The sequence below is a fragment of the Corallococcus interemptor genome, from assembly GCF_003668875.1.
GTDB lineage: Bacteria > Myxococcota > Myxococcia > Myxococcales > Myxococcaceae > Corallococcus > Corallococcus interemptor.
Genome location: NZ_RAWM01000058.1, coordinates 1 through 23,426 on the forward strand (window position 1 = coordinate 1; position 23,426 = coordinate 23,426).

Below are 23,426 nucleotides of genomic sequence, written 5' to 3' on the forward strand. Positions count from 1 at the left end.
ACGTCCTGCTCCCGGGCGGGGAGCAGGACGCGTGACGCCGTGGGCCTGCCCGCCGCGAGCCGGAGCCGCAGCAGCCCTTCTACGCGGAGAACGAGCCGGGCCCGTCCGACGAGGACAACGGCGGCTTCGAGCGCGACGGCGACGAGGACGAGGGCACGCTCTTCGGCAACCGTGAGGCGCCTGCCCCGGTGCCCACGCCCGCCCCGCGCCGCGCGGTGGCTGCGCCGGTGGACAACGCCCCCGCGGCGAACGGCGCGCCCCTCAACGAGCTGTTCTCCGACCTGGACCTGCCCGGCAACCGGGGCGAGGCCTCCGACGAGGAGGACGCCGGTCAGGACGAGACGCGCGAGGATCCTCGCGGCGACGAGGACGAGGAGGACGCGCAGCAGGTGGACTCGAAGGCCGCGCGCAAGCGTCCGGTGGTGCCGGCCAGGCGTGGCAGCCCGCTGAAGGTGGTGGCGCTGGTGCTGCTGCTCCTCATCGTCCTGCCGGCGGTGGCGCTGTTCGGCCTGTCGGCGGCGGGCATGCTGCCGCCCGCCCTGGCGGACATGGTCAACAAGGTGACCGGCAAGGCGCCGCCTCCGGCTCCGGCTCCGGCGCCCCGTCAGGCCGCGCCCGAGCCCGTGGCGCCGCCGCCGGGCTCCGCGGCGGGTGGTGAGCCCGCGGCTCCGGCGGAAGGTTCCACGCCGTAGCCCACGGGTGAGATGGGCCTGCTTCCGCGTCACGCGGCGGGCAGGCCCACGGCGTCACGCGTCCTGCTCCCCGCCCGGGAGCAGGACGTTTTCGTTTCAGGCTCCTCGCCGTGCTCCTGGCTTCAGAGGTCGAAGTCGCCCGAAGGCGGCTTCTTTCCTCGCATCGCCTGTTCCCTCGCGGCGCGGACGTCCGCGCGCAGGGACTCGGTGGCTTCGGCGTCCACCGTCCCCGCTTCCAGGTCCACGACGTCTCCTTCGCGCACGCCCGCCGGAAGGGTGTCCAGCGCGCGGGTCACCTGCCGGCCATCCACCACCAGCACGGCGACGTCGTCCTCGATGCGGTCCACCGTGGCCCGGGACCGGGGGGCCTTCGCCTTCTTCGTCACGGGTGGCAGTCTCCGGCGGGCTCGCGGCCCGTCTTCAGCGCCGCGTCACGCGTGCTCCACGTGAGCAGGTTCTCATCCTTGATGAGCCTCACGCTGCGGCAGGTGGACTTGTGGAAGATGCGCTTGTTCTTGCTCGCCATGTAGCCGCCCGTCATGGACGTGCTGGAGGACGGGCGCACCGCCTTCGGAGGCGCCTCCTCCAGGCGCGTGCCCTTGCGCGCGGTGGGCAGGTCATCCACGTCCGTCACGCTGCCGCCGCGGGCCTTGCCGTCGCGCGGAGTCTCGGCGACGCGCGCGGGCTCCGTCTTCATGGCGGGCGGCGGCTCGGAGGGCTCCGGCTTCACCACGGGCTTCACCGTCCGCGCCAGCGGCGGACGCGGATCCAGCCCCGGGAAGACGCGCCGCGTGCCGCCAGGCTCGCCCGGGGTCGGACGCTGGAGCGAGAGCTCGAACTGCTTGCCGTCGCTCACCGCGTGCACCTCGCCGTTCACGTCCGTGCGGAACGTCCGCGCATCCACGCCGCGCAGCCGCGCGAGGAGCTCCTTCACCTTCGGGCTCTTGCCCAGGCTGTCATCCCCGCTGAACACCGCCGCCTGCGGGCGCACCTCCTCCAGGTACGCCTGCGAGTTCGCGCCCTCCACGCCGGGCGAGGCGACCTTCAGCAGCGTGGCCGGGGACAAGAGCCCGCGCTCCAGGAGCCGGGCCTCCGTCTCCCCCCGGGCGCCGCCCGCGAAGATGACCGACGTGTCGTCGTACGTCAGCCGCAGCACGATGGAGTTCGCCGCGTTGCGCCCCTCCGCGTCCGCGGCCCCCTTCAAGAGCGGCTCCGCGGGCGCGCGAGGCCAGAGCACCGTGAGGTTCACCCGGTCCTCCAGCGTCATCCGGACCAGCTCCTTGGGCGCGGACGAGGACGGCGCGGGTGAGATGACCTGCACGCCCCTCGAGCCCACCGCCGTCAGCAGCGCGTCGTAGGCCTTGGACGTGTCCGGCAGCTGCGGCTCCATCAACCGCTTCGCGCCCACGCGCTTGAGCACCGCCTCCAGCGCGCCGTGGTGCTTCGGATCCGGCTGGGTGAGCACCACCAGGTCCAGCTCGCGGCGCAGCAGCTCCGGCAGCCGGTTCACCAGGTGCGACTCGGCGGACGCGGGGCCGGAGTCCACCAGCACCGTGTTGCCGCGCGGCGTGACGATGAGCGCGGCATCCCCCGCGCCCACGTCGAAGAAGTACACGTGGAGCTTCCCGTCCGGCGCGCCCCCGAAGTAGCGCGACTTCTCCGGAGGCTTCTGCGCTGGCGGCTCGGACGGCTGCTGCTGACAGGCCAGGGAGGCGAGCAGCAGCCCCACTCCCAGCGCGATGCGGGCCTTCATGGATGACAATCCTCGGCGGGGCGGCGCTCACGCAGGGCGTCGGCGCGGCTTGGATAGACGGTGCGCTCGTTCTTCGAGCGCTTCAAGGTCTTGCAGCTCTCGCGGTGGAACACCTTGCTGCCCTTCAACGACACGTAGCGCTCGTCCGTGGCGGCGGAGGTGTCCGCTGGCGTCGTGGGCGAAGCGGGCGTTCGCGTCCGGGGCGTGCCCGGCTCCGGCTCCTTCTCCGTGGAGCGGCCGGAGCGGCCCTGGGGCGTGGGCTCGATGGGGCCCAGCGCCACCGGGGCTCCCGCCTGCTGCGTGCCACCCAGGCTCGCGGCCCCGGAGGTGCCCTTCGCCGAGCGCAGCGTCACGGACGTGCCGTCGCTCACCGCCATCACCTCGCCGTCCTGGTCGGTGCGGAAGGTGCGGGCGCGCACGTCGCGCAGGCGGCCCAGGACCTCCGGGCTGGGGTGGCCGTAGTCATTGCCCACGCCGCAGGAGATGACCGCCGCCTGCGGCTTCACGCGTTCCAGGAAGGCCGCGGTGGAGGAGTGCTTGCCGCCGTGGTGCGCCACCTTCAGCACCGTGGAGGTGAGGTCCACGGGCTTCCGCAGCAGCACCTCCTCCGTGGGCGGCTCCGAGTCCCCCGTGAAGAGGAACGCCGTCTTCCCGTAGGTGAGCTTGGTGACGATGGAGTTCGCGTTCGCGTCCGAGCGCGTGTTCGCGAGGAACGTCTCCTGGGGCACGCGCGGCCAGAGCACGGTCAGCGCCACGCCTTCGCCCAGGCCCACGGTGAGCAGCGTCTGGGGCGAGTTCGGGTTGGGCTCCGGGCTCATCACCTGGCCCACCTCGCGGCCCACGAAGTCCAGCAGGTCGCGGTACGCCTCGCTCGGGTGGTCGAAGCCGGGGTCCATGAAGCGCTTCGCGCCCACCGCCTTCACGGCCGCGCGCAGCCCGCCCAGGTGGTCCAGGTGCGGGTGGGTGAGGATGACCAGGTCCAGCGGGCCCTTCACCAATTCGCGCAGCCGCGCCGCCAGCCGCGTGCCGGCCTCTGGAGGACCGCCGTCGATGAGCACCGTCTTGCCCGTGGGCGACACGATGAGCGCCGCGTCCCCCTGGCCCACGTCGAGGAAGTAGACCGTGAGCCGGCCCGGGGCGGGGGAGGGCAGGGCCGGGGAGGACGGCGCCGCCGCGTGGCCCGGCACCACCGCGAAGAGGAGGACAAGGAGTGCGAGCAGCCGCGCGAAGACCTTCACGGGTTGGAACTCTACAGCCCCGCTCCCATTCTTCGCAGCCCGTGCGTTGACCGGCGGCTACGTCCTCCCGCGAGCGCTTCCCCGAGGCCCGGGAGTGGGCTAAGGGGCGCGGCATGCCGTCCGACGCCGAAGCCTTCTTCACCGTCCTGGAAGAGCTGGTCGACCAGGCCCGTCACCGTCTGCACGCCTGGAAGGTCCAGCAGGAGGCGGTTCCGCCCGCGCCCGCCGCCATCCTGAGCCCGGAGCCCCCGCGCCCGCCCGGCGTCAAGACGGCCACCGCGCGCGTGGACCCGGCCACCCTGGTGAAGGCGTCGGACCTGGCCCCGTACATCGACCACACGCTGCTCAAGCCGGAGGCGCGCGCGGAGGACATCGTGCGCGTGGCCGAGGAGGCCCGGCAGTACGGCTTCGCCACCGTGTGCGTGAACAGCTGCCACGTGGCCACCGCCGCGCGCGTGCTGGACGGGGCGACGGCCGTGCCCATCGCCGTGGTGGGCTTCCCGCTGGGCGCCGCGCTGTCGTCCGCGAAGGCCTTCGAGGCGCGCGAGGCCATCCGCGCGGGCGCGCGTGAAATCGACATGGTGCTCAACCTGGGCGCGCTCAAGGCGCACGACTACCAGCGCGTGCACCAGGACATCGCCGCGGTGGTGGAGGCCAGCCACCCCGTGCCCGTGAAGGTCATCCTGGAGACGGGCCACCTCACGGACGAGGAGAAGGTCGTCGCGTGCGCGCTGTCCAAGGCCGCGGGCGCCGCGTTCGTGAAGACGTCCACGGGCTTCGGGCCCGGCGGCGCCACGGTGAAGGACATCGAGCTGATGCGCGCGGTGGTGGGCGACGACGTGGGCGTGAAGGCCTCCGGCGGCGTGCGCTCCGCCGAGGACGCCGTGAAGCTCATCCGCGCGGGCGCCAACCGCCTGGGTGCCTCCGCGTCCGTGGCCATCGTCACCGGGCAGATCTCCACCGCGCAGTACTGACCCCTTCCCGGAGCACGCACCGTGACCCCGAAGCAGCGAGAGGACTTCCTCCAGCAGTTGCTCGCGCTCCACGCGGAGCTGAGCGGGAAGACGCCCCTGCGCATCGAGCCCAACCGCACCGACGAGGCGCGCGTGGGCGGCGACGAGGACGAGCAGCCCCTCAACGAGATGATGCAGACCATCGCGTCCAGCCGGAACCGCAACACGGACGGCACGCTGGCGCGCGTGGTGAAGGCCCTGGGCAAGCTGCGCGAGGACCCGGACTCCTTCGGCGAGTGCGAGGAGTGCGGCGACGAGCTTCCCCTGGGGCGCCTGAAGGCCATGCCCTACGCGGAGTTCTGCGTCGCGTGCCAGAACAACAAGGACGGCCCCAAGGGGCCGGTGCGCCGCAAGCACCTCACCGACTACAAGGGCTGAAAGAAGCCCCTTCTCCAACCACGAGGCAACGCGCGATGGACACCACCGGACTCAGGGAGCGGGCGGAGGCCTGGCGCAAGGCGGATCCGGATCCGGAGACCCAGGCGGAGCTGGCCAATGTGCTGGCGAAGCAGGACTGGGCGGACCTGTCGGACCGCTTCGCGCAGGACCTGGAGTTCGGCACCGCGGGCCTGCGCGGCGTGCTGGGCGCCGGCCCCAACCGGATGAACCGCGCCGTCGTGCGCCGCACCACCGCGGGCCTGGCGCGCTACCTCAAGGCCACCGTGCCGGACGTCACCACGCGCGGCGTGGTGGTGGGCCGCGACGCGCGCCGCCTGAGCAAGGAGCTGGCCGAGGACACCGCCGCCGTGTTCGTCGCGGAGGGCATCCCCGCGCACGTCTTCCCGGAGCCGGTGCCCACGCCCGTCACCGCGTTCGCCGTGCTGCACCTCAACGCCGCCGCCGCGGTGATGGTGACCGCCAGCCACAACCCGCCCGAGTACAACGGCTACAAGGTCTACTGGGGCAACGGCGCCCAGATTGTCCCGCCGCAGGACGTGGGCATCGCGGACGCCATCGCGAAGGTGGAGCCCGCCAACGCCGTGCCGCTGCTCACGCCCTCGGAGGGGCGCGCGAAGGGGCTGTGGCGCGACCTGCCGGAGGACGTGGGCAACGCGTACCTGCGCGCCATCCTGGACCTGCGCCTGTACCGCAAGGGCAGCGACATGCTGTCCATCGTCTACACGGCCATGCACGGCGTGGGCGGCGCGTGGGCGGCGCTCGCGCTCAAGGAGGCGGGCTTCCCGCGCGTGACGCCGGTGGCCGAGCAGCAGCAGCCCGACGGCCGCTTCCCCACCGTGCGCTTCCCCAATCCGGAAGAGCCGGGCGCCATGGACCTGTCCCTGGCCACGGCGGAGCGCGTGAAGGCGGACCTGGTGCTGGCCAATGATCCGGACGCGGACCGGCTCGCCGTGATGGCGCGGGATGCGTCCGGGAAGCTGCGCCTGCTCACCGGCAACGAGGTGGGCGTGCTGCTGGGGCACTACGTCCTCACGCAGGGGACGAAGCGCGCGCGTCCGCACGTCGTCACCACCATCGTGTCCTCCACGCAGCTGGGTGAAATCGCGCGCGGGCTGGACGCCGCGTACGACGAGGTGCTCACCGGCTTCAAGTGGATCGCCAACCGCGCGCTGGAGCGCACGGCGAAGGAAGGCACGCAGTTCGTCTTCGGCTACGAGGAGGCCCTGGGCTACACCGTGGGCACCGCCACGCGCGACAAGGACGGCGTGGGCGCGGCCCTGGTCGTCGCGGACATGGCCGCGTGGTGCGAGGCGCGCGGTACCACCGTGCTGGGCTACCTGGAGGAGATCCAGCGCCGCTTCGGCCTGCACGTGGGCGCCCAGCGCAACGTGACGCTCCCTGGCTCCGAGGGCGCTCGGACCATCCGCGCCATCATGCAGGCCTTCCGCGCGTCCCCGCCCGCGAACATCGGCGGCTTCCCGGTGACGGCCGTGCGCGACTACCAGAAGGGCGAGGGCGGCCTGCCTCCGTCCAACGTCCTCGCCTTCGCGCTGGAGGGCGGCGGCCGCGTCACCCTGCGCCCCTCCGGCACCGAGCCGAAGATCAAATACTACTTCGAGCACAAGGAGACGCCCGCCCCCGGCGAGCCGCTCCCCCAGGCCCGGCAGCGCGCGGAAGCGAAGCTGGCGGCCCTCATCGACGCCTTCCTGGCGCTGGCGCGTGATCGAGGCCAGCCCGCCTGAGTCCTGAGTCCTGAATCACCCTTCAACTGAACCAACCCCCCGGGTCGCGTCCCCTGTCGCGGCCCTTCGAAGAAAGGAACCTCGTGAAGCGCTTGATTCCTGGTTTCCTCCTGGCCGTGCTCCTGGCCATCCCCGGTACGGCGATGGCGCGCGGGCAGGGCTGGTCCCTGCTGGCGGCGGACACCGTCGGCTCGGGCCGCAACATGTTCAGCGCCCAGATTGGCTTCCCCGGCCTGACGCTGGGGCTGCTGCATGGCGGCTCGGACAACGTGGATATCGGCGGCAAGTTCAGCTTCAACTGGGGCCGTGAGGGCCTGGTGGACGCGTCCGACGCGGGCCTCAAGCTCCAGGGCTGGCTGCGGGTGATGATTGCCCGGACGGACAAGGTGGCCTTCGCCATCACCTTCCAGCCGGGGCCGTTCGTCTACTTCCCCCGGAACAACACGATGTTCGGCATGGCCCTGCCGGTGGCCTTCGTGGTGGGCATCCCCGTGGGCAGCGCGCTGATGATCAACGCCGGCCTCGACGTGCCGTTCAACGTCTACTTCGGCGAGGGCATCGGGCCGGTCATCCCCATCCTCTTCGGAGGCGGCCTGGAGTACTTCGTGAACAACAACTTCAACGTGAACTTCAACCTGCGGATGGGGCCCTCCATCGTCCCGCGCGCCGACGACAGCTTCTTCACGATGGAAGCGCTGGCGGGCGTGGCCTACCGCTTCTAGCCGTCACGCGGGCGGGGAGAGGCCTTCCCCGCCCGTGCGGCCGCTACCAGGACGACGTCTGCTCGGGCAGCTCCACCGTGAAGGTGCTGCCCAGGTTGACGCGGCTCTTCACGGTCAGCTTGCCGCCCATGCTCTCCACCAGGGTGCGCGCCACCGTGAGGCCCAGGCCCACGCTCTTCTCCGGGGCCTTGGTCGTGTAGTACGGCGAGAAGATGGCCTGCAGCTCGTCCTCGAAGATGCCGATGCCGGTGTCCTTCACGAAGAGCTGCGGGCCGAACTCACCGAACATGTCCGGCAGCTCCACGCCCACCTGCACCACGCGCGGACGGTCCTTCACGTCCTCCACGGCGTCCACCGCGTTGCAGACCAGCTCCGCCACCACCTGCTCCACCTGACGGCGGTTGAACACCACGGCGATGGGGTCCTCCGGCAGCACCGCGCGCACGTCCGCGCGGCCCAGGCGCCCGGCGGCGCGCAGGCGGGACACCACCTCCGGCACCACCTCCCGCAAATCGAAGCGCTGGATGTCCTGGGGACCGGAGGGGCCCAGGGACAGGAGGTGCTGTCCGTGCAGGCGCATCTGCTCGCCGGCCACGCCCAGCTTGAGCAGCTCCGCCGAGTCCGGCGGCAGCCCCTGGGCGGCGCGGGCGCGCACGTGCTCCAGCGCCCGCTGCAGGCCCACGCCCAGCTGGTCCATCTGCGTGGCCAGGTCCGCGGCCAGCGTGCCCACGCGCGCCAGGCGCTCCATGCGCACCCAGCGCGTGCGCGGGTCCTGGAGCACTTCACGCAGGCCGCCCTGCTCGCGGTGCGCCTTGAGCTCCAGCAGGGTGTGGACGCGCACCTTCAGCTCCAGCGGGTCCAGGGGTTCGGTCGTCAGCAAGTCGTCCACACCTGCCTCCATCACCTCGCGGCGCGTCTGGCGGTCCGCGGAAGGCGTGAGCATGAGGATGGGGAACTGCGGCGGGGAGAGCTCCTCGCGAAGGCGCCGGTACGCGGCCAGGCCCACCGTGCGGGCCCGCTCCACGTCCAGCAGCACCAGGTCCGCGGAGTGGCGCGACACCGCCTCCAGCGCGGCCGTCGTCCCGCGCGCGGGCAGCACGTCGTAGCCCGCCGGCGTCAGGATGGAGCGCACCCGCTCCACCCCGCTGGATTCCACGTCGACCGCGATCACTCGCGGGCGCTGGGGTGACGTCGAGCCTGTTGCCGTCGTCTGCATGTTCATGCCACCCCAGCCTGGAAACCGGACCGGCCAACGCCCACGGGCGCTGTCCCGCATCCGGGGGACCACGTCCCGGAATCGCTCAGGCCCACATGCTCCGCCTGCCCGGTATCCCGTCCGCAATCCGACATGGTCGCACTCCCATGCCAGCGGCATGCCGGACGTCCACCCAACGGCAGATCAGCCCACACTGGAAAGGCCGGAAAGCGTGATCCAGTAAGGTCAGGGGGTTGGCGGAGCGCCAACGCATGACCTGACGCATCAGGGCAGGTGCGCGCTTCAGATTTGGCAGGTCGAACCTGACCAAAAGTGTTTTCGGACCCGGGTCCCTGGATACCCGCTCCCTCTCAAAATGGTCAGCGGGATTCCTGTTCGTACGGCGTGCCCAGCGCGGCGGGGGCGTGGCCCCGCTGGCCCTGGAGCGCCAGGACGAGGAGGGTCAACAGGTAGGGCAGGGCGAGCAGGAAGCCCTGGGGGACCAGCTCGAGGAGCCAGGGAGCACTCGACGCGAGGCCGATCCGCAGCGCGTTGCCGAAGGCGAAGAAGAGCGCGGCGGCGAAGGCCCCCAGGGGCGTCCAGCGGCCGAACACCATGGCGGCCAGGGCCATGAAGCCCAGGCCCGCGGGGGTGTGCTGTTCGAACCGGTCCAGGACGGCGGTGGACAGCACCGCGCCGCCCAGGCCCGCCATGAGGCCGCCGCCCAGCACCGCGCCCCAGCGCAGGGCGGGCACGGACAGGCCCAGCGTGGCCACCGCGTGCGGCTTGTCCCCCACGGCGCGCAGGCGCAGGCCCAGCGGCGTGCGCGACAGGAGCAGGTGGAAGACGAAGGGCAGGGTGAGCGCAAGGTACGTGGGCGCCGAGTGGCCCGACAGCGCGCCCAACAGCGGCACGTGGGACAGGCCCGGCAGGTTCCAGCGCGACAGCTGGGTGATGCCGGGCGTGCCGTTGGGGCCGTAGAGGGATTCCAAGAGGAAGGTGCCGCCGGCCATGGCCACCAGGTTGAGGGCCATGCCGGAGACGACCTGATCCGACCGCCAGCGGATGCTCAAGAAGCCGTGCACCGCGGCGATGCCCGCGCCCGCGGCCATGCCCACCAGGACCGCCAGGGGCGTGGGCATCACGAGCGCCGCCACGGCCGCGCAGAAGGCGCCGGTGCGCATCATGCCCTCCACGCCCACGCTCACCACGCCGGCGCGCTCGGAGAGCATGGCGCCCAGCGCGGCGAACACCAGGGCGGGGGCCGCGTCCAGGGTGGAGAAGAGCAGCGAGTGGAGCACCTCAAGCACGGGGCACCTCCACTCCGGCCTGGGCGGGTTTCTCCGCCAGCGCCCGCTTCTGGCGCCGCTCCAGCAGGGCGAGCCACACCATGCGTCCGGCGACGAAGAGCAGCGCGAAGCCCTGGATGAGCTCCGGGAAGCTCTTGTGCACGCCCAAGAGCTGCATGCGCGTGCCGCCCGCGCGCAGGATGCCGAAGACGGTCGCGGCCAGCGCCGCGCCCAGCGGGTGGTTGTTGCCGATGAGCGCGATGGCGATGCCGTCGAACCCGTACGGCGCGCCCAGCGAGCCCGGGTAGCGCCCCTCCGTGCCCAGCACCAGCACCGCGCCGGCCAGGCCCGCCAGCGCGCCCGCGAGCGCCATGGCCCCGCCCGCGCGCCACAGCGTGGGGATGCCCGCGGCCCGGGCCGCCTCCGGGGTGAGGCCCACGGCGCGCGTCTCGTAGCCGGAGCGCGTGCGGGACAGCCACACCCAGACGCCCAGCGCCGTGGCGAGCGCCAGCGGGAAGCCCAGGTTGAGGCGCGAGCTGTCGCCCAGCAGCCGGGGCAGCTGCGAGGAGGGGAGGATTTCGGCGGTGCCGGTGATGGACGACGCGCCCTCCGCCACGGCGCGCAGCGGGCCGATGACGAGCCAGTTGTCCACGAGGCTCACCGCCACCCAGTTGAGCATGATGGTGGAAATCACTTCGTGCACGCCGCGCTTGAGCTTCAGCACGCCCGCGATGCTCGCCCACGCCGCGCCCGCCACCGCCGCCGCGATGAGGGCCAGCGGGACGTGCAGCACGCCGGGCAGCGACACGTGCGCGCCCACGAGCGCCGCGGCCAGCGCGCCCCAGATCATCTGTCCCTGCGCGCCGATGTTGAACAGGCCCACCTTGAAGGCCACCGCCACGGACAGGCCGGTGAGGGTGAGCAGCGCGGCCTTCATCGCGGCCTCGCCCAGGGGGCGCAGCACGGCGGTGGAGTTGCCGCCCTCCAGGAACGCGGGCCAGTTGCCCACGCCGCCCCAGAGCATCTGGAGGTAGGCGCGCGTGGCGGTGTCCGCGTCGCGCGTGAGGGCGATGGTCAGCCAGCACACCGCGAGCGCCAGCAGCACGGAGAGCACCGACGGCAGCACCTGCCGCGTCCGCTCACCCATGGCCTGCCTCCGCGCCCAGCATGCAGCGGCCCAGCGCGCGCTCGTCCAGGTCCTTGCGCGGGAAGTGTCCCGTCACGCGGCCTTCGTAGAGGACGTAGACGCGGTCGGACAGGGCCAGCACCTCCTCCAGGTCCAGCGACACCATCACCACTCCCGCCCCCCGCGCCTTCGCATCCCGAAGGCGTTCATGCACCTGCGCCACCGCGCCAATGTCCAGCCCGCGCGTGGGCTGCACGACGACGAGCAGCTTCGGATCCGCGTCCAGCTCGCGCGCCACCACGACCTTCTGCTGGTTGCCGCCGGACAGCGCCTGGAGCGCCACCACCGGGTCGTTCGGGCGCACGTCGTAGCCGGACAACAGCTGGTTCGTGCGCTCGCGGCGGCCCTTGAAGTCCACCCACGGCCCGCGAGCGAACGGCGGCTGACGGTGCCGGCCCAGCGCCACGTTCTCCTCCACCGTCATCGCCTTCACCACCGCGCGGGCCAGGCGGTCCTCGGGGACGTGGCCCACGCCGCGCGCCTTGGCCAGCGCCGGGGTCAGCCCCGCCAGCGGACCGCCCAGCAGCGTGCCCTCTCCACCGTCCAGCTTGCGCAGGCCGGTGAGCACCTCCGCCAGCTCGCGCTGCCCGTTGCCGTCGACGCCCGCGATGCCGACGATTTCGCCCGCGCGCACGGTGAGGCTCACGCCCTGGAGCGCCGGACGGCCGTTGTCGCCCGTGGCCCGCAGGTCCTTTGCTTCGAGGACGACGGGGCCCGTGGCCGCATCCTGCGTACCGGCCGCGACCGCGGGCACGCCGGTCATCGCGGCGCCCCTCGAACCCTCACCCACCATCAGCGAGGCCAGCGCGGAGACGGTGGTCTCGCTGGCGCGCACCACCGCGACGGTGCGGCCCCGGCGCATCACCGCCACGCGGTCCGCCACGCCCAGCACTTCCTTCAGCTTGTGGCTGATCAGCACCACCGTGCGGCCCTGCGCCACCAGCCCGCGCATCACCTGGGACAGCTCGTCGGACTCCTGCGGCGTGAGCACGGCGGTGGGCTCATCCAGGATGAGCACCTGCGCGCCCCGGTGCAGCGCCTTGACGATTTCCACCTTCTGCTGCGAGCCCACCGTGAGCGTGTCCACGCGGGCCCGAGGGTCCAGCTGGAAGCCGAAGCGCTTCGCCGTGGCCGCGACCTCGTCACAGGCGCGGTCCAGGTCCAGCAGGCCGCGCTTCGTGGGCTCGCGGCCCAGCACCACGTTCTCCGCCACCGTCAGCGTGGGCACCAGCATGAAGTGCTGGTGCACCATGCCGATGCCCCTCGCGATGGCGTCGCGCGGGCTCTTGAAGCGCACCGGCTTGCCGTCCATGAGGAACGTGCCCGCGTCCGGATGGTAGAGCCCGTAGAGCACGTTCATCAGGCTGGACTTGCCCGCGCCGTTCTCGCCCACCACGGCGAGCAGTTCCCCCGGGGCGATGTCCAGCGACGCGTCCTCCAGGGACACGCACGACCCGAAGCGCTTCGCGATGTGCTGGAGGGAGATCAGGGCTGCGCGACCTGGAAGGAGGACAGCTCCGCCTGCGTGCCCGGCACGGAAATCTTCCCGGCGAGGATCTGCTGCCGCAGCGACTCCACCTTCTGGAGCGCCTCCGCCTTGCCCGGGAACTCCACGCGCACGTCCGCCATGCCCACGCCGTTCTCCTTCAGGCCCAGCACCTGCTCACCCGCCGTGAGCTTGCCCTCCACCAGGTCCTTCGCCGCCTGGTACACGGCCAGGTCGCTGTGCTTCACCATGGACGTGAGGATGGCGTCCGGCGCCAGGTGCGACTGATCCGAGTCCACGCCGATGGCGAACACCGTCTTGCCCGCCGCGCGCGCCTCCTTCACCGCCTGGATGACGCCCAGGCCGTCCGTGCCCGCCGCGTGGAAGATGACGTCCGCGCCCTTGGCGATGAGGTCCTGCGCCACCTCCTTGCCCGCGGACACGCTGTTGAAGCTGCCCGTGTACACGGCCATCAGCGCGTCCGCCGCCTTCGCGTTGGTGGTGCGCACGCCCGCGCGGTAGCCCACGTCGAAGCGCTTGATCAGGGGGACTTCGATACCGCCCACGAACCCCACCTTGTTCGTCTTGGTGACGAGCCCCGCCAGCGCGCCCACGAGGAAGCTGCCCTCCTGCTCCTTGAAGAGCACCGTGCGCACGTTGGCCAGCGACTTGGGCTTGCCCTGCGCGTCCAGCAGCTGGCTGTCGATGAGCAGGAACCTGGCGTCCGGGTTTTCGGTGGCCACGTCGCGCACCGCGTTGGCCAGGAGGTACCCGTTGCCGATGGTCAGCTTCGCGCCCTGTTCCACGAGCAGCTGGAGGTTGGGGGCGTAGTCCTCCTGCGCCTTGCTCTGGAGCACCAGGGGCTGGATCGGCAGGGGCTTCACTTCCGGTGCGAGCGCCGCGAGGTCGGAGGAGATGGACTGACGCACTTCGCCAGCGGGGGCGTCCACGTACCTGCCGCCCTCGTACTTCTTGCCGGCGGCCCACAGCTCCAGGCCGCGCAGGGACGCGTCGTTGAACGAGTGGTCACCCCGGCCGCCCACGTCGATGACGAGCCCCACGACCACGGGTCTTCCCTCGGAGGGCTTCGTGGCGGTGGAGGCCTGGGAGGGCGCCTTGGGGGCATCCTCGGGCTTCTTGGAGCAGGCGCACAGGAGCGCGGCCAGGGCGAACACGTGGAGTCGGCGGAGCATCATGGGGCTGGCTATCTACCAGATGCGGCCAGGGCTTTCCCTCTGATATGGCCTTGCCCCGTGCAACCCTACGAGCTCATCAAGGCCAAGCGCGATGGCGGCAAGCTGGACCCGTCCGACATCCAGGCGTTCATCCAGGCGTACACCGCCGGCACCGTGGCCGACTACCAGATGGCCGCCATGTGCATGGCCATCTTCTTCAAGGGGCTGGACTCGCGGGAGCTGGGGGCGTGGGCCCGCGCCATGCTCCACTCCGGTGAGGTCCTGGACCTCTCCGACACGCCGGCCATCAAGGTGGACAAGCACTCCACCGGCGGCGTGGGCGACAAGGTGTCCCTGAGCCTCGCGCCCCTGGCGGCCGCCTGCGGCGTGCCCGTGCCCATGATTTCCGGCCGCGGCCTGGGCCACACCGGCGGCACCCTGGACAAGCTGGAGTCCATCCCCGGCTTCAACGTGAACCTGTCCACCGCGGACTACCGCCGGCTGGTGCGCGAGGTGGGGTGCTGCCTCATCGGCCAGACGGCCCAGGTGGCCCCGGCCGACAAGAAGCTCTACGCGCTGCGCGACGTGACGGCGACGGTGGACTGCATCCCGCTCATCGCGTCGTCCATCATGAGCAAGAAGCTGGCGGAGGGCATCGACGCGCTGGTGCTCGACGTGAAGGTGGGCAGCGGCGCCTTCATGAAGACGGCGGACGACGCGCGCGTGCTGGCCCGCACCATGATTGGCCTGGGCGCGGAGATGAACCGCAAGGTCGTGGCCCTGCTCACGGACATGGATCAGCCCCTGGGCCGCCAGGTGGGCAACGCCCTGGAGGTCCGCGAGGCCGTGGACATGCTCCGTGGCGAGGCGCCGGACGACTACACCGAAATCACCTACGCCCTGACGGCGGAGATGCTGGTGCTGGGCAAGAAGGCCGCCAACGTGGAGGAGGCGCGCGGGATGCTGCGCCGCTCCGTGGAGGACGGCAGCGCCATCAAGAAGCTGAAGGAGATCGTCCAGTCGCAGGGCGGCGACCCGCGCTCCATCGACGACTACTCGCTCTTGCCCACCGCGAAGGCCACGACGGACGTGGTGGCGCCGAAGGACGGCTTCGTCACCGGCATCCACACGGAAGGGGTGGGGCTGGCGGCGGTGGCGCTGGGCGCAGGAAGGCAGCGCGTGGACAGCAAGATCGACCCGGCCGTGGGCTTCACGCTGCTCAAGAAGGTGGGCGACGCGGTGAAGCAGGGCGAGCCCCTGGTGCAGGTGCACTACAACGACGCCGGGCCGGTGGAGGACGTGAAGGCGCGGCTGCTCGCGGCCTACCGGTTTGGCGACCGGGCGCCCGCGGCCCGCCCGCTGGTGCTGGAGCGGCTGGAGTAGTTACGCAATCGCCATGGCGCCCACGTTCCGCGAGCTGCTGTCAGAGGTGAAGAAGGAGATCCGCGAGGTCTCCCACGAGCACGTCCGTGAGCTGCTGGTCACCGGCCAGAAGGTGAAGCTCATCGACGTGCGCGAGGCGGACGAGTACGCGGGCGGACGGCTCCCGGGCGCGGTGCACATCCCCCGGGGCTACCTGGAGCTGCGCATCGAGGAGAAGGCGGACCGCGACGAGGAGCTGGTCCTCTACTGCGCGGGCGGCACCCGGTCCGCGCTCGCGGCCCGGACGCTGCGGGACATGGGCTACACGCGCGTGTCGTCGCTCGCGGGCGGGTACAACCGCTGGAGCGACGTGGCCTACCCGGTGGAGAAGCCGGTGGTGCTGTCCGCCGACCAGAAGGAGCGCTACCGCCGCCACCTCATCCTCCCGGAGGTGGGGGAGGAGGGGCAGGCGAAGCTGCTCCAGTCGAAGGTGTTGCTCCTGGGCGCGGGCGGGCTGGGCTCTCCGGCGGCGCTGTACCTGGCCGCGGCGGGCGTGGGCACGCTGGGCGTGGTGGACGCGGACGTGGTGGACCTGAGCAACCTCCAGCGCCAGGTGCTGCACACGCTGGAGCGCCGGGGCCAGCCCAAGGTCCAGAGCGCGAAGGCCGCCATCGAGGCCATCAACCCGGACGTGAAGGTGGTGCCCTTCCAGGAGCGGCTCACCTCCGCCAACGTGGAGCGCATCCTCGCGGACTTCGACGTCGTGCTGGACGGCGGGGACAACTTCCCTACGCGCTACCTGCTCAACGACGCATGCCTGCGGATGGGCCTGCCCAACGTGCACGGCTCCGTGTTCCGCTTCGAGGGGCAGGTGACGACCTTCGTCCCCTACAAAGGCCCCTGCTACCGCTGCCTCTACCCCGCGCCGCCCCCGCCGGAGCTGGCGCCGTCGTGCGCGGAAGCCGGCGTCCTGGGCGTGCTGCCGGGGCTCATCGGGATGCTCCAGGCCACGGAGGCCCTGAAGCTGCTCCTGGGGGTGGGGGAGTCGCTGGTGGGGCGGCTGCTCACCTTCGACGCGCTGGGGACGCGCTTCCAGGAGCTCAAGCTGCGCCGCGACCCGGAGTGCCCGGTGTGCGCGCCCGGAGCGAAGGTCCAGCTCATCGATTATGAGCAGTTCTGCGCCACCGGAGCCTGGGCGGGGGCCTGAGCCAGGGGCCTGAGTCTCCCGGGTGATGCATTTCAGACGCAACGGGGCGGACGGGCCCGCGTATGATGCCGCCGGCCTGGACCCGGGGCGGTGGTGGAACGCGACCCGGGTCGGATACGAGAGCGGCAGCGGCAGGGAGACGACGGCGATGTCCGAGCAGAACGAGAACCAGGACACCAGGACGGGAGAGGACCGGCGCGACTCGCCCCGCGTCCCCATGCGCCTGAAGGTCGGCTGGGATGGGGCGGATGGCTTCCTGGAGCGCGCCGGGGACCTGTCCCTGGGTGGCGTGGGCTGGGTGGGCGAGGCCCTGGAAGAGGGGAAGGACGTGATGGTGCGCTTCACGCTGCCCTCGACCCCCGAGGAAGTGGTGGTGAAGGGCAAGGTGCTGGCCCCCAAGCCCGGCGCGGCGGGCCTGGTGGTGCGGGTGAAGTTCGTGGACCTGCCGGTGGAGCTGGAGCTGGCCATCGCCCGGCACCTGGACGATCAGCTCAAGGGCGGGGCCTGAGTCAGGCTCCGGGTTTCATGCGGGACGGGGGCCCATTCCAGGGCCCTCCGACCCGCGAAGGAGGGCGGCATGGCGGAGGAGATTCCCTGGGAGAAGCTGTTCGAGGAAGCCCACCGGGTGCGCCAGCGCGCGCATGTGCCGTACTCGAAGTTCCCCGTGGGGGCCGCCGTGCTGTACGCGGACGGCTCCATCGTGGCCGGCTGCAACGTGGAGAACGCCACCTACGGCCTCACCGTCTGCGCGGAGCGCAACGCGTTCGCCGCGGGCGTGGCCCAGGGCAAAGGCAAGCCCGTGGCCGTGGCCATCGTCGTGGACACCCCGGAGCCCTGTCCCCCGTGCGGCATGTGCCGCCAGGTGATGGCGGAGTTCGCCGGGCCTGACCTTCCGGTGCGAAGCCGCACCCTCAACGGGCAGGAGGCGCGCTACCCGCTCAGCGAGTTGCTGCCCCACGCCTTCACCCGTTCCTTCCTCTAGGACCCCCCTCAAGTGGACTTGCTTCTCACTGGCGCCACCGTCGTCACCATGAACCGCGACCGCGAGGTGCTGCCTCGCGCGGACGTGCTCGTGCAGGACGGGCGCATCGCCAAGGTGGGCCGGGGCCTGAAGGTGAAGGGCGCCCGCCGAGTCCTGGACCTCGCCGGGCAGGTGGTGATGCCCGGCCTCATCCACGGCCACCTGCACGCCTGCCAGACGCTCTTCCGCGGCCACGCGGACAAGCGGGAGCTGCTGGACTGGCTGAAGGAGCGCATCTGGCCGCTGGAGGCCGCGCACGACCCGGCGTCCCTGCGCGCCAGCGCGGACCTGACCTTCGCGGAGCTCATCCGCTCCGGCTCCACGGCGGCGCTCGACATGGGCACCGTGCACCACTACGACGCCGTCTTCGAGTCCGCGCGCGACAGCGGCTACCGGCTGGTCGGTGGCAAGGCGATGATGGACTCCGGCGCGGAGGTGCCCGCCGGCCTGCGCGAGACGACGGCGGACTCCCTGTCGGAGAGCCTGGCGCTGATGGACCGCTGGCACGGCACCCACGACAACCGCCTGCGCTACGCGTTCGCGCCGCGCTTCGCCCTGTCCTGCACGCCGGAGCTGCTGCGCGAGGTGGGCCGGCTGTCGCGCGAGAAGGGCGTGCGCATCCACTCGCACGCCAGCGAGAACCGCACGGAGACGGACGTGGTCCGCCAGGTGACGGGCAAGGACAACATCGCCTTCTTCGACGGGCTGGGGCTCACCGGCCGCCACGTCACGCTGGCCCACTGCGTGTGGGTGGAGGGCGAGGAGCAGCGGCTCCTGCGTGACTCCGGCACGGTGGTGTGCCACTGCCCGGGCTCCAACCTGAAGCTGGCGTCGGGCTACGCGCGCATCCCGGAGCTGCTGCAGGACGGCATCCCCGTGGCGCTGGGGGCGGACGGCGCCCCGTGCAACAACACGTTGGACCTGTTCCACGAGATGCGGCTGGCGTCCGTGCTGCACAACCCGCGCGTGGGCCCGGTGGCGATGACGCCCATGCACGTCCTGGAGATGGCCACGCTGCACGGCGCTCGCGCGCTGGGCCTGGAGGACGAGGTGGGCTCCGTGGAGGCCGGCAAGCGCGCGGACCTCACGGTGGTGGACATGCGCGGCTTCCACTTCTGCCCGCTGCCGGACGACGTGACGGGACCGCTGGTGTACTCGGCGCGCTCCACGGACGTGTCGCACGTGCTCATCGACGGCAAGCTGGTGCTGCGCGAGGGCGAGCTGACGACGCTGGACGCGAACGCGGTGCTGGCCAACGCCCGCACGCAGGCGACGAAGCTCTTCGCCCGCGCGAAGCTGAAGGCCTCCTAGCGGCGCCGGGCGGCCGGTGGATCCGCCATTGGATCCGCCATTGGATCCAACGACGGCTGCGACGTCGGCTGTACGCGGGGCAGGCGCAGCACGAAGGACGTGGCCCAGCCCTCCGCGTCCTCCACCGCCAGCCGTCCGCCGTGGGCCTCCGCCGCCAGCCGGGAGAAGTACAGCCCCAGGCCGTAGCCCCGGCGGCCCTCCTTCTCCCTGCTGCCCTGCACGTACTTGTCGAAGAGGGACTCGCGCGCCTCTGGCGGGATGGCGATGCCGTCGTTGCGCACGGCCAGCCACTGGAAGCCCTCCGCCTCGCCGGCCTCCAGGCGCACCCGGCCGCCGGACGGGGCATAGCGGAGCGCGTTGGTGGCCAGGTTCTCCACCACGCGGATGAGCAGCCCCGCGTCACCCACCAGCTGGAAGCCGGGGGGACAGGACAGCTCCAGCTTGATTTTGCGCAGGCGGGCCGCGCCATCCAGGGAGCGGCGGACCTCGTCGAAGAGGGGCGCCACCGGGAAGGCCTGCTTGCGCGGGGACAGCCGGCCCTGCTCCAGCCGGGGCACGTCCAACAGGTCGGAGATCATCCGGTCCAGGCGCGCGGTGACGGCCAGGCCCGTGCGCACGGACTCCACCATGGGCGTGCCGATGGGCAGCTCCTGCTCCATCCACGACAGCGACAGCGTCACGGCGGACAGGGGCGAGCGCAGGTCGTGCACCAGGAACTGCATCAGCTGCTCCTGGTGGGCCTGCAGCGCCTCCAGCTGGGCGTTGCGCGCGTGGGCCTCCGCCAGCATCCGCTCGATGGTGCGGTGGGCGTCCTCCACGTCGTGGGTGCGGCGGGCCTCCAGCTGCCGGGCCACCTCCGCGTGCGACAGGTCCATGGCCAGCTGCCGCAGCCGCCCGGTGCCGTAGTGGCTCACCGCCGCCACCAGCACCAGCGTCACCGCCGCCACGGCCATGGCGCCCGGCCCCACGCCCGCCTGGTGCATGAGGACCGCCTGGGACAGCGAGGCCAGGCCCGCCGTGCCGTAGACGAGCCAGGGCATCAGCTCCAGGCCGGACAGCGCCACCACCAGCGCGAACAGCCCCAGGCTGAAGCCCGCCACGCCCGCGGGGAAGGGCGACACGGGCAGGGCCAACTGCTGCAGACCGAACACCAGCCCCACGTCCACCAGCGACTGGACGACACCCAGCTGCTTCGTCACGGGCCGGGAGCGCAGCGCGAACAGGAGCGCCACCACGCCGCCGTAGCAGAGCAGGAGCGGCGGGTAGTGGGCCCAGTCCCGGGCGCCCGTCAGCCACAGCCCCAGGCTGACGGCGAAGAACACGGCCGTGCCCACCAGCCGCACCGCCGCCCCCGCGCCCAGAACACGCCGGCGCTGGGCGGCCACCACCCGCGCGAGCTCGTTTTCAAAGGCGACGGGAGGAGTCGGGTCCATGCGACCTGTTCGTTTTCCCCGCTTCCTCCCCGCCCGGCAAGTTCATGGCCACAGCGTCTTTCGCGACACCAGGTACGCCCCTAAAGGGGCGGGGAGTGGCGGATGGGGGCCGGCCGGTGCCCCTGGACCCGGCCGGGCTGGCGGGCGGCGGCCTTCCAGGGGGCAATCAACCGCCCCGGGCGGGCGTAGTCACGGTGACACGCGCCTTGCGGCCGGATGCTTGTGAGCGGCGGAGTTCGTGTAAGGTGACTGGCATTACGCACAGGCGGAGGTGAGAGCCGACATGTGGCAGCGATTCAAGAGAGCGATGCGGAGCTTCGCGGGCTTCTTCGTCTCCTCCATCGAGGATCCGGAGCTCATCCTCGAGCAGAACATCCGTGACCTGAACGATCAGGTCCCCAAGATGAACGAGTCCATCGCCATGGTCCGGGCGAATGTGACGCTGCTCGAGAAGGAGAACATGAAGTACCAGCAGGACGTGCGGGAGCTGACCGCCAAGGTGAAGGCCGCCATCCAGGCGGGCCGGGACGACCTGGCCGGCACCTACGCGACCAAGCTCCAGGGGGAGAAGGAAGCCCTCGCGCGCAACCAGGCGCAGCTGGACATCGCGAAGCAGGCCTATGAGAAGGCCCTGAACGTCAAGAAGGCGTTCATGCGCGAGAAGGACAAGAAGACCCAGGAGGCGATGAACGCCATCCGGGACGCGCGGCGCGCCAAGTGGCAGGCGAAGGTCGCCGACACGATGGAGTCCTTCACCGTCGCGGGCGTGGACTCCACGCACGACGAGATGCTCCGCAAGGTCCAGGAGAAGACGGCCATCAACGAGGCGCGCATGCAGATGGCGCTGGAGTCGGTGGACCACACGGCCGCGGCCATCGAGGAAGAGGCGGAGAAGATCCAGGGCGACGAGCTCGTGAAGCAGTTCAAGATGGAGATGGGCCTGCTGGACAGCCCCGCGCCGGTGTCGGACGTGGGCGCGGGTCCGGAAAAGACCATCGGCAAGAAGGTGGAGATCAAGTAGGTCTTCGCCCATGAAAGGGGCCGGCGCACACGGATGAAGCTTCACCGCGGACCCGGCCTCTTTCTCTTCCTCGCGCTCTGTCTGCTGGGCGCGGGGTACGTCTTCGCCTCGCGGGCGGGTTACCTCGACCGCCTGCAGGCGCGCTTCTTCCCCTCCACCCGTGAGGCGGTGCGGCTGTCCCCGGGAGACTTCCCGGCGGGTGTCGCGGCCCCGGTGGCGGACGTGGCCTCCGTGCCACTGCGTCCCGTGCTCATCGGCTTCACCCCGCGTGGCTCCGCCTCCGCGCTGCTCGTGGCCACCGGTGGCGCCACCACCCTGGACAACCCCGCCACGCCCCCGGGCGCCGCGCAGGGGCTGCTCAAGACGGCGTACGCACTGGACGCCCGCGCGGTGCTCTTCGCTCGGGAGGAGGAGCTGAAGCAGGCCCTGTCCGTGGGCGCGGAGAACGGCGGCGTGGACATGGCGGCGCTGTCCGTGGACCGGCTCGCGTCGTGGGCGCCCACCCTGAGGGACGCGGCGCCGCGCACGGTGCTGCTGGTGGGACGCAGCCGGGGCCAGGAGGCCATGGCGGCGGTGGGCGTGCCGGACCTGGCCAGCCTGCGGGGCAAGCGGGTGGGCGTGTATCCGGGCGGCTCGTCGCACTACTTCGCCCTGTGGGTGCTGGCGCGCGCGGGGCTGCGGACCTCCGATGTTCGCTGGGTGGACCTGCCCTCCACGCTGGACGCCGGCCGGGCGCTCCGGGAGGGACGGGCGGACGTGGTGGTGGGGCTGTGGGGCGACGTGGAGCTGGCGGCGCGGGACCGGGGCGGCAAGGTGCTGGCCACCACGGCGGACGCCCCGCACCTGCTGGCCACGGTGCTGGTGGCCCGGGGCGACTTCGCGGCGCGCTACCCGGACGCGGTGCGGCGGGTGCTGCGGGGGCTGTTGGACGCGGGACAGGGCGTGCTGAAGGACCCGGCCGCCGGGGCCCGGCTGTTGGGCGAGGTGGCGCCCTACCTGGGCGACCCCACGGAGGCCATCCGGAGCGCTCCGCCCGCGACACTGGCGGACAATCGGGCCTTCTTCGGACTTTCCGGCGAGGCGCCGGTTACCTATGACGAGCTCTTCCAGAGCGCCGCGGCGCTCTTCCAGAAGCTCAAGCGCGGGAACGCGCCCCCGCCCGCGGAGGACACGCGGGACCTGGGCGCGCTGAAGTACGTCTCCGAGGCGCGGGGGCCCTGACAGCGGGGCGTTAGAGGGAAGGGGAGTCGGACGTGGCGAAGACACCGAACTACATCAAGGCCGCGTTCCTCCTGCCGGCCAACCTGGTGGGGCTGACGACGGCGGCCATGTCCAGCGCCGTGACGCAGGAGCCGCTGCCCATGATGGTGGCGCTGGGCGTGGAGGGCGTCTACCTGGCCGTCCTGTCGTCCATGAAGCGCTTCCAGCGCGCCGTGAGGGCGCAGCAGCCGGACAACCCGGAGGCCGCGCGCGCGGCGGTGGACTCGCTGCTCGCGGACCTGGCGCCGTCGCAGCGGGACCACTACCAGCAGCTGGTGGGGCTGAAGGAGAAGATCCTCGCCAACTACCGCAAGCTGCCCGGCGGGCGCGTGCTGGTGGCGGACAGCGAGCCCAAGCTGGACGCGCTGCTCACGTCCTTCCTGCGGCTCATCTCCGCGCTCAACCAGTACCGCACGTACCTCAACGGGTCCGACCGCGAGCACCTCACCTCCGAGGTGACGGCGCTGGAGGCGGAGGTCGAAAGCGAAGCCAACCCGCGCCTCAAGGACGTGAAGGGCAAGCGCGTGGAGATTCTGCGCAAGCGCCTGATGCGCTTCGAGCAGGCGGGCGAGAGCCGCGAGGTGGTGAGCCACCAGCTGGCGGGCATCGAGGACCTGATGCGGCTGACGCACGAGCAGTCCATCGCCATCCGCGACCCGGAGAGCGTCAACCGGCAGCTGGACGTGCTCTCCGCGGAGACGGAGGCCACGGACGAGACGGTGCGCCAGATGGAGCGCTTCCTCGACTTCACCGAGGAGACCTCCGCGCCCCTGCCGCACGGCGGCACCCGCGTGCGGTAGGGCGGGCACGGGCCCGGCCGGCGGGCACCTGTTCACCGTGGCACCTTGTGGCCATGGCAGGCGCCGGGAACGGCGCACGAATAGATTGACTCTCCGGCGCAGGCATCCTGTCCTGACGCCC

22 protein-coding genes are annotated in these 23,426 nt (G+C 71.8%); 13 read left to right on the top strand and 9 right to left on the bottom strand.

Features of this window, described 5'->3' with window-relative positions:
- Positions 1–188: 188 nt before the first annotated feature.
- Positions 189–692: a hypothetical protein gene (locus D7X96_RS20895; protein ID WP_121725542.1), complete on the top strand. Its 504-nt coding sequence runs from the start codon at positions 189–191 to the stop codon at positions 690–692.
- 122 nt (positions 693–814) lie between these two features.
- On the opposite strand, the gene D7X96_RS20900 is transcribed toward D7X96_RS20895, so the two are convergent.
- From D7X96_RS20900 to D7X96_RS20910, 3 genes are read right to left on the bottom strand one after another with little or no spacing between them, the layout of a single operon-like run.
- A complete protein-coding gene (locus D7X96_RS20900) occupies positions 815–1,078 on the bottom strand; it encodes a DUF3006 domain-containing protein (RefSeq protein ID WP_121725543.1) in 264 nt (87 codons plus the stop codon).
- The gene (locus D7X96_RS20905; protein WP_120548975.1) at positions 1,075–2,445 is read right to left on the bottom strand and encodes a ComEC/Rec2 family competence protein; all 1,371 of its coding nucleotides are present in this window, start codon (positions 2,443–2,445) and stop codon (positions 1,075–1,077) included. Before D7X96_RS20905 ends, D7X96_RS20900 begins: the two co-directional genes overlap by 4 nt.
- Positions 2,442–3,683, bottom strand: a complete 1,242-nt coding sequence (locus D7X96_RS20910) for a ComEC/Rec2 family competence protein (protein ID WP_121770553.1) — start codon at positions 3,681–3,683, stop codon at positions 2,442–2,444. The genes D7X96_RS20905 and D7X96_RS20910 overlap by 4 nt, the downstream gene beginning before the upstream one ends.
- A 113-nt stretch (positions 3,684–3,796) precedes the next feature.
- On the opposite strand from D7X96_RS20910, the gene deoC reads away from it, so the two are divergent.
- The 4 genes from deoC (at position 3,797) to D7X96_RS20930 (ending at position 7,559) form a co-directional block, all read left to right on the top strand.
- Complete coding sequence (gene deoC, locus D7X96_RS20915; protein WP_120548973.1) at positions 3,797–4,657, top strand: deoxyribose-phosphate aldolase; 861 nt, start codon at positions 3,797–3,799, stop codon at positions 4,655–4,657.
- Between the two features lie 21 nt (positions 4,658–4,678).
- Entirely contained in the window at positions 4,679–5,074 is a 396-nt protein-coding gene (locus D7X96_RS20920; protein WP_120548972.1) for a TraR/DksA family transcriptional regulator, read from the top strand.
- 35 nt (positions 5,075–5,109) lie between these two features.
- Positions 5,110–6,837 carry a phospho-sugar mutase gene (locus D7X96_RS20925; protein WP_121770554.1) on the top strand — a complete coding sequence of 576 codons (1,728 nt, stop codon included), beginning with the start codon at positions 5,110–5,112 and terminating at the stop codon, positions 6,835–6,837.
- An 83-nt stretch (positions 6,838–6,920) separates the two neighbouring features.
- Positions 6,921–7,559 carry a hypothetical protein gene (locus D7X96_RS20930; RefSeq protein WP_199747136.1) on the top strand — a complete coding sequence of 213 codons (639 nt, stop codon included), beginning with the start codon at positions 6,921–6,923 and terminating at the stop codon, positions 7,557–7,559.
- A gap of 43 nt (positions 7,560–7,602) precedes the next feature.
- On the opposite strand, the gene D7X96_RS20935 is transcribed toward D7X96_RS20930, so the two are convergent.
- The 5 genes from D7X96_RS20935 to D7X96_RS20955 form a co-directional block, all read right to left on the bottom strand.
- A complete protein-coding gene (locus D7X96_RS20935; RefSeq protein ID WP_120548969.1) occupies positions 7,603–8,781 on the bottom strand; it encodes a sensor histidine kinase in 1,179 nt (392 codons plus the stop codon).
- 353 nt (positions 8,782–9,134) lie between these two features.
- Positions 9,135–10,064, bottom strand: coding sequence for an ABC transporter permease (locus D7X96_RS20940; protein WP_120548968.1), 930 nt, complete (start codon positions 10,062–10,064; stop codon positions 9,135–9,137).
- Positions 10,057–11,190 (bottom strand): ABC transporter permease, encoded by a 1,134-nt coding sequence (locus D7X96_RS20945; protein ID WP_121724435.1) that lies wholly within the window; start codon positions 11,188–11,190, stop codon positions 10,057–10,059. Before D7X96_RS20945 ends, D7X96_RS20940 begins: the two co-directional genes overlap by 8 nt.
- Positions 11,183–12,676, bottom strand: coding sequence for an ABC transporter ATP-binding protein (locus tag D7X96_RS20950; RefSeq protein ID WP_121770555.1), 1,494 nt, complete (start codon positions 12,674–12,676; stop codon positions 11,183–11,185). The genes D7X96_RS20945 and D7X96_RS20950 overlap by 8 nt, the downstream gene beginning before the upstream one ends.
- A gap of 38 nt (positions 12,677–12,714) precedes the next feature.
- Positions 12,715–13,908: a BMP family lipoprotein gene (locus tag D7X96_RS20955; protein WP_120548981.1), complete on the bottom strand. Its 1,194-nt coding sequence runs from the start codon at positions 13,906–13,908 to the stop codon at positions 12,715–12,717.
- A gap of 60 nt (positions 13,909–13,968) precedes the next feature.
- On the opposite strand from D7X96_RS20955, the gene D7X96_RS20960 reads away from it, so the two are divergent.
- From D7X96_RS20960 to D7X96_RS20980, 5 genes are all read left to right on the top strand, one after another.
- Positions 13,969–15,273, top strand: a complete 1,305-nt coding sequence (locus tag D7X96_RS20960; RefSeq protein WP_120548965.1) for a thymidine phosphorylase — start codon at positions 13,969–13,971, stop codon at positions 15,271–15,273.
- A 13-nt stretch (positions 15,274–15,286) separates the two neighbouring features.
- Entirely contained in the window at positions 15,287–16,459 is a 1,173-nt protein-coding gene (gene moeB / locus D7X96_RS20965) for a molybdopterin-synthase adenylyltransferase MoeB (RefSeq protein WP_121770556.1), read from the top strand.
- A 25-nt stretch (positions 16,460–16,484) separates the two neighbouring features.
- Positions 16,485–16,967, top strand: a complete 483-nt coding sequence (locus D7X96_RS20970; RefSeq protein WP_244219671.1) for a PilZ domain-containing protein — start codon at positions 16,485–16,487, stop codon at positions 16,965–16,967.
- Positions 16,968–17,036: 69 nt separating this feature from the next.
- Complete coding sequence (locus tag D7X96_RS20975) at positions 17,037–17,441, top strand: cytidine deaminase (protein WP_120548962.1); 405 nt, start codon at positions 17,037–17,039, stop codon at positions 17,439–17,441.
- A gap of 12 nt (positions 17,442–17,453) precedes the next feature.
- The gene (locus tag D7X96_RS20980; protein ID WP_120548961.1) at positions 17,454–18,791 is read left to right on the top strand and encodes a 5'-deoxyadenosine deaminase; all 1,338 of its coding nucleotides are present in this window, start codon (positions 17,454–17,456) and stop codon (positions 18,789–18,791) included.
- Here D7X96_RS20980 and D7X96_RS20985 read toward each other — a convergent pair.
- A complete protein-coding gene (locus D7X96_RS20985; RefSeq protein WP_121725370.1) occupies positions 18,788–20,224 on the bottom strand; it encodes a sensor histidine kinase in 1,437 nt (478 codons plus the stop codon). The genes D7X96_RS20980 and D7X96_RS20985 overlap by 4 nt on opposite strands.
- A gap of 283 nt (positions 20,225–20,507) precedes the next feature.
- Between D7X96_RS20985 and D7X96_RS20990 the strand changes: the two genes are divergently transcribed.
- The 3 genes from D7X96_RS20990 to D7X96_RS21000 are packed head-to-tail and all read left to right on the top strand — an operon-like array spanning position 20,508 to position 23,305.
- Positions 20,508–21,245 carry a PspA/IM30 family protein gene (locus D7X96_RS20990; protein WP_120548959.1) on the top strand — a complete coding sequence of 246 codons (738 nt, stop codon included), beginning with the start codon at positions 20,508–20,510 and terminating at the stop codon, positions 21,243–21,245.
- 33 nt (positions 21,246–21,278) lie between these two features.
- Complete coding sequence (locus tag D7X96_RS20995; RefSeq protein WP_120548958.1) at positions 21,279–22,466, top strand: ABC transporter substrate-binding protein; 1,188 nt, start codon at positions 21,279–21,281, stop codon at positions 22,464–22,466.
- Between the two features lie 32 nt (positions 22,467–22,498).
- On the top strand, positions 22,499–23,305 hold the full coding sequence (locus tag D7X96_RS21000) for a hypothetical protein (protein WP_121725005.1): 807 nt from the start codon (positions 22,499–22,501) through the stop codon (positions 23,303–23,305).
- The last annotated feature ends 121 nt before the right edge of the window (positions 23,306–23,426 follow it).

Excerpts from the sequence above, each read along its gene's own strand:
- deoC (WP_120548973.1), top strand. The coding sequence starts at position 3,797 with ATGCCGTCCGACGCCGAAGCCTTCTTCACCGTCCTGGAAGAGCTGGTC.
- D7X96_RS20925 (WP_121770554.1), top strand. The coding sequence starts at position 5,110 with ATGGACACCACCGGACTCAGGGAGCGGGCGGAGGCCTGGCGCAAGGCG.
- D7X96_RS20975 (WP_120548962.1), top strand. The coding sequence starts at position 17,037 with ATGGCGGAGGAGATTCCCTGGGAGAAGCTGTTCGAGGAAGCCCACCGG.
- D7X96_RS20905 (WP_120548975.1), bottom strand. The coding sequence starts at position 2,445 with ATGAAGGCCCGCATCGCGCTGGGAGTGGGGCTGCTGCTCGCCTCCCTG.
- D7X96_RS20995 (WP_120548958.1), top strand. The coding sequence starts at position 21,279 with ATGAAGCTTCACCGCGGACCCGGCCTCTTTCTCTTCCTCGCGCTCTGT.
- D7X96_RS20945 (WP_121724435.1), bottom strand. The coding sequence starts at position 11,190 with ATGGGTGAGCGGACGCGGCAGGTGCTGCCGTCGGTGCTCTCCGTGCTG.
- D7X96_RS20955 (WP_120548981.1), bottom strand. The coding sequence starts at position 13,908 with ATGCTCCGCCGACTCCACGTGTTCGCCCTGGCCGCGCTCCTGTGCGCC.
- moeB (WP_121770556.1), top strand. The coding sequence starts at position 15,287 with ATGGCGCCCACGTTCCGCGAGCTGCTGTCAGAGGTGAAGAAGGAGATC.
- D7X96_RS20985 (WP_121725370.1), bottom strand. The coding sequence starts at position 20,224 with ATGGACCCGACTCCTCCCGTCGCCTTTGAAAACGAGCTCGCGCGGGTG.
- D7X96_RS20935 (WP_120548969.1), bottom strand. The coding sequence starts at position 8,781 with ATGAACATGCAGACGACGGCAACAGGCTCGACGTCACCCCAGCGCCCG.
- D7X96_RS20970 (WP_244219671.1), top strand. The coding sequence starts at position 16,485 with ATGCATTTCAGACGCAACGGGGCGGACGGGCCCGCGTATGATGCCGCC.
- D7X96_RS20990 (WP_120548959.1), top strand. The coding sequence starts at position 20,508 with ATGTGGCAGCGATTCAAGAGAGCGATGCGGAGCTTCGCGGGCTTCTTC.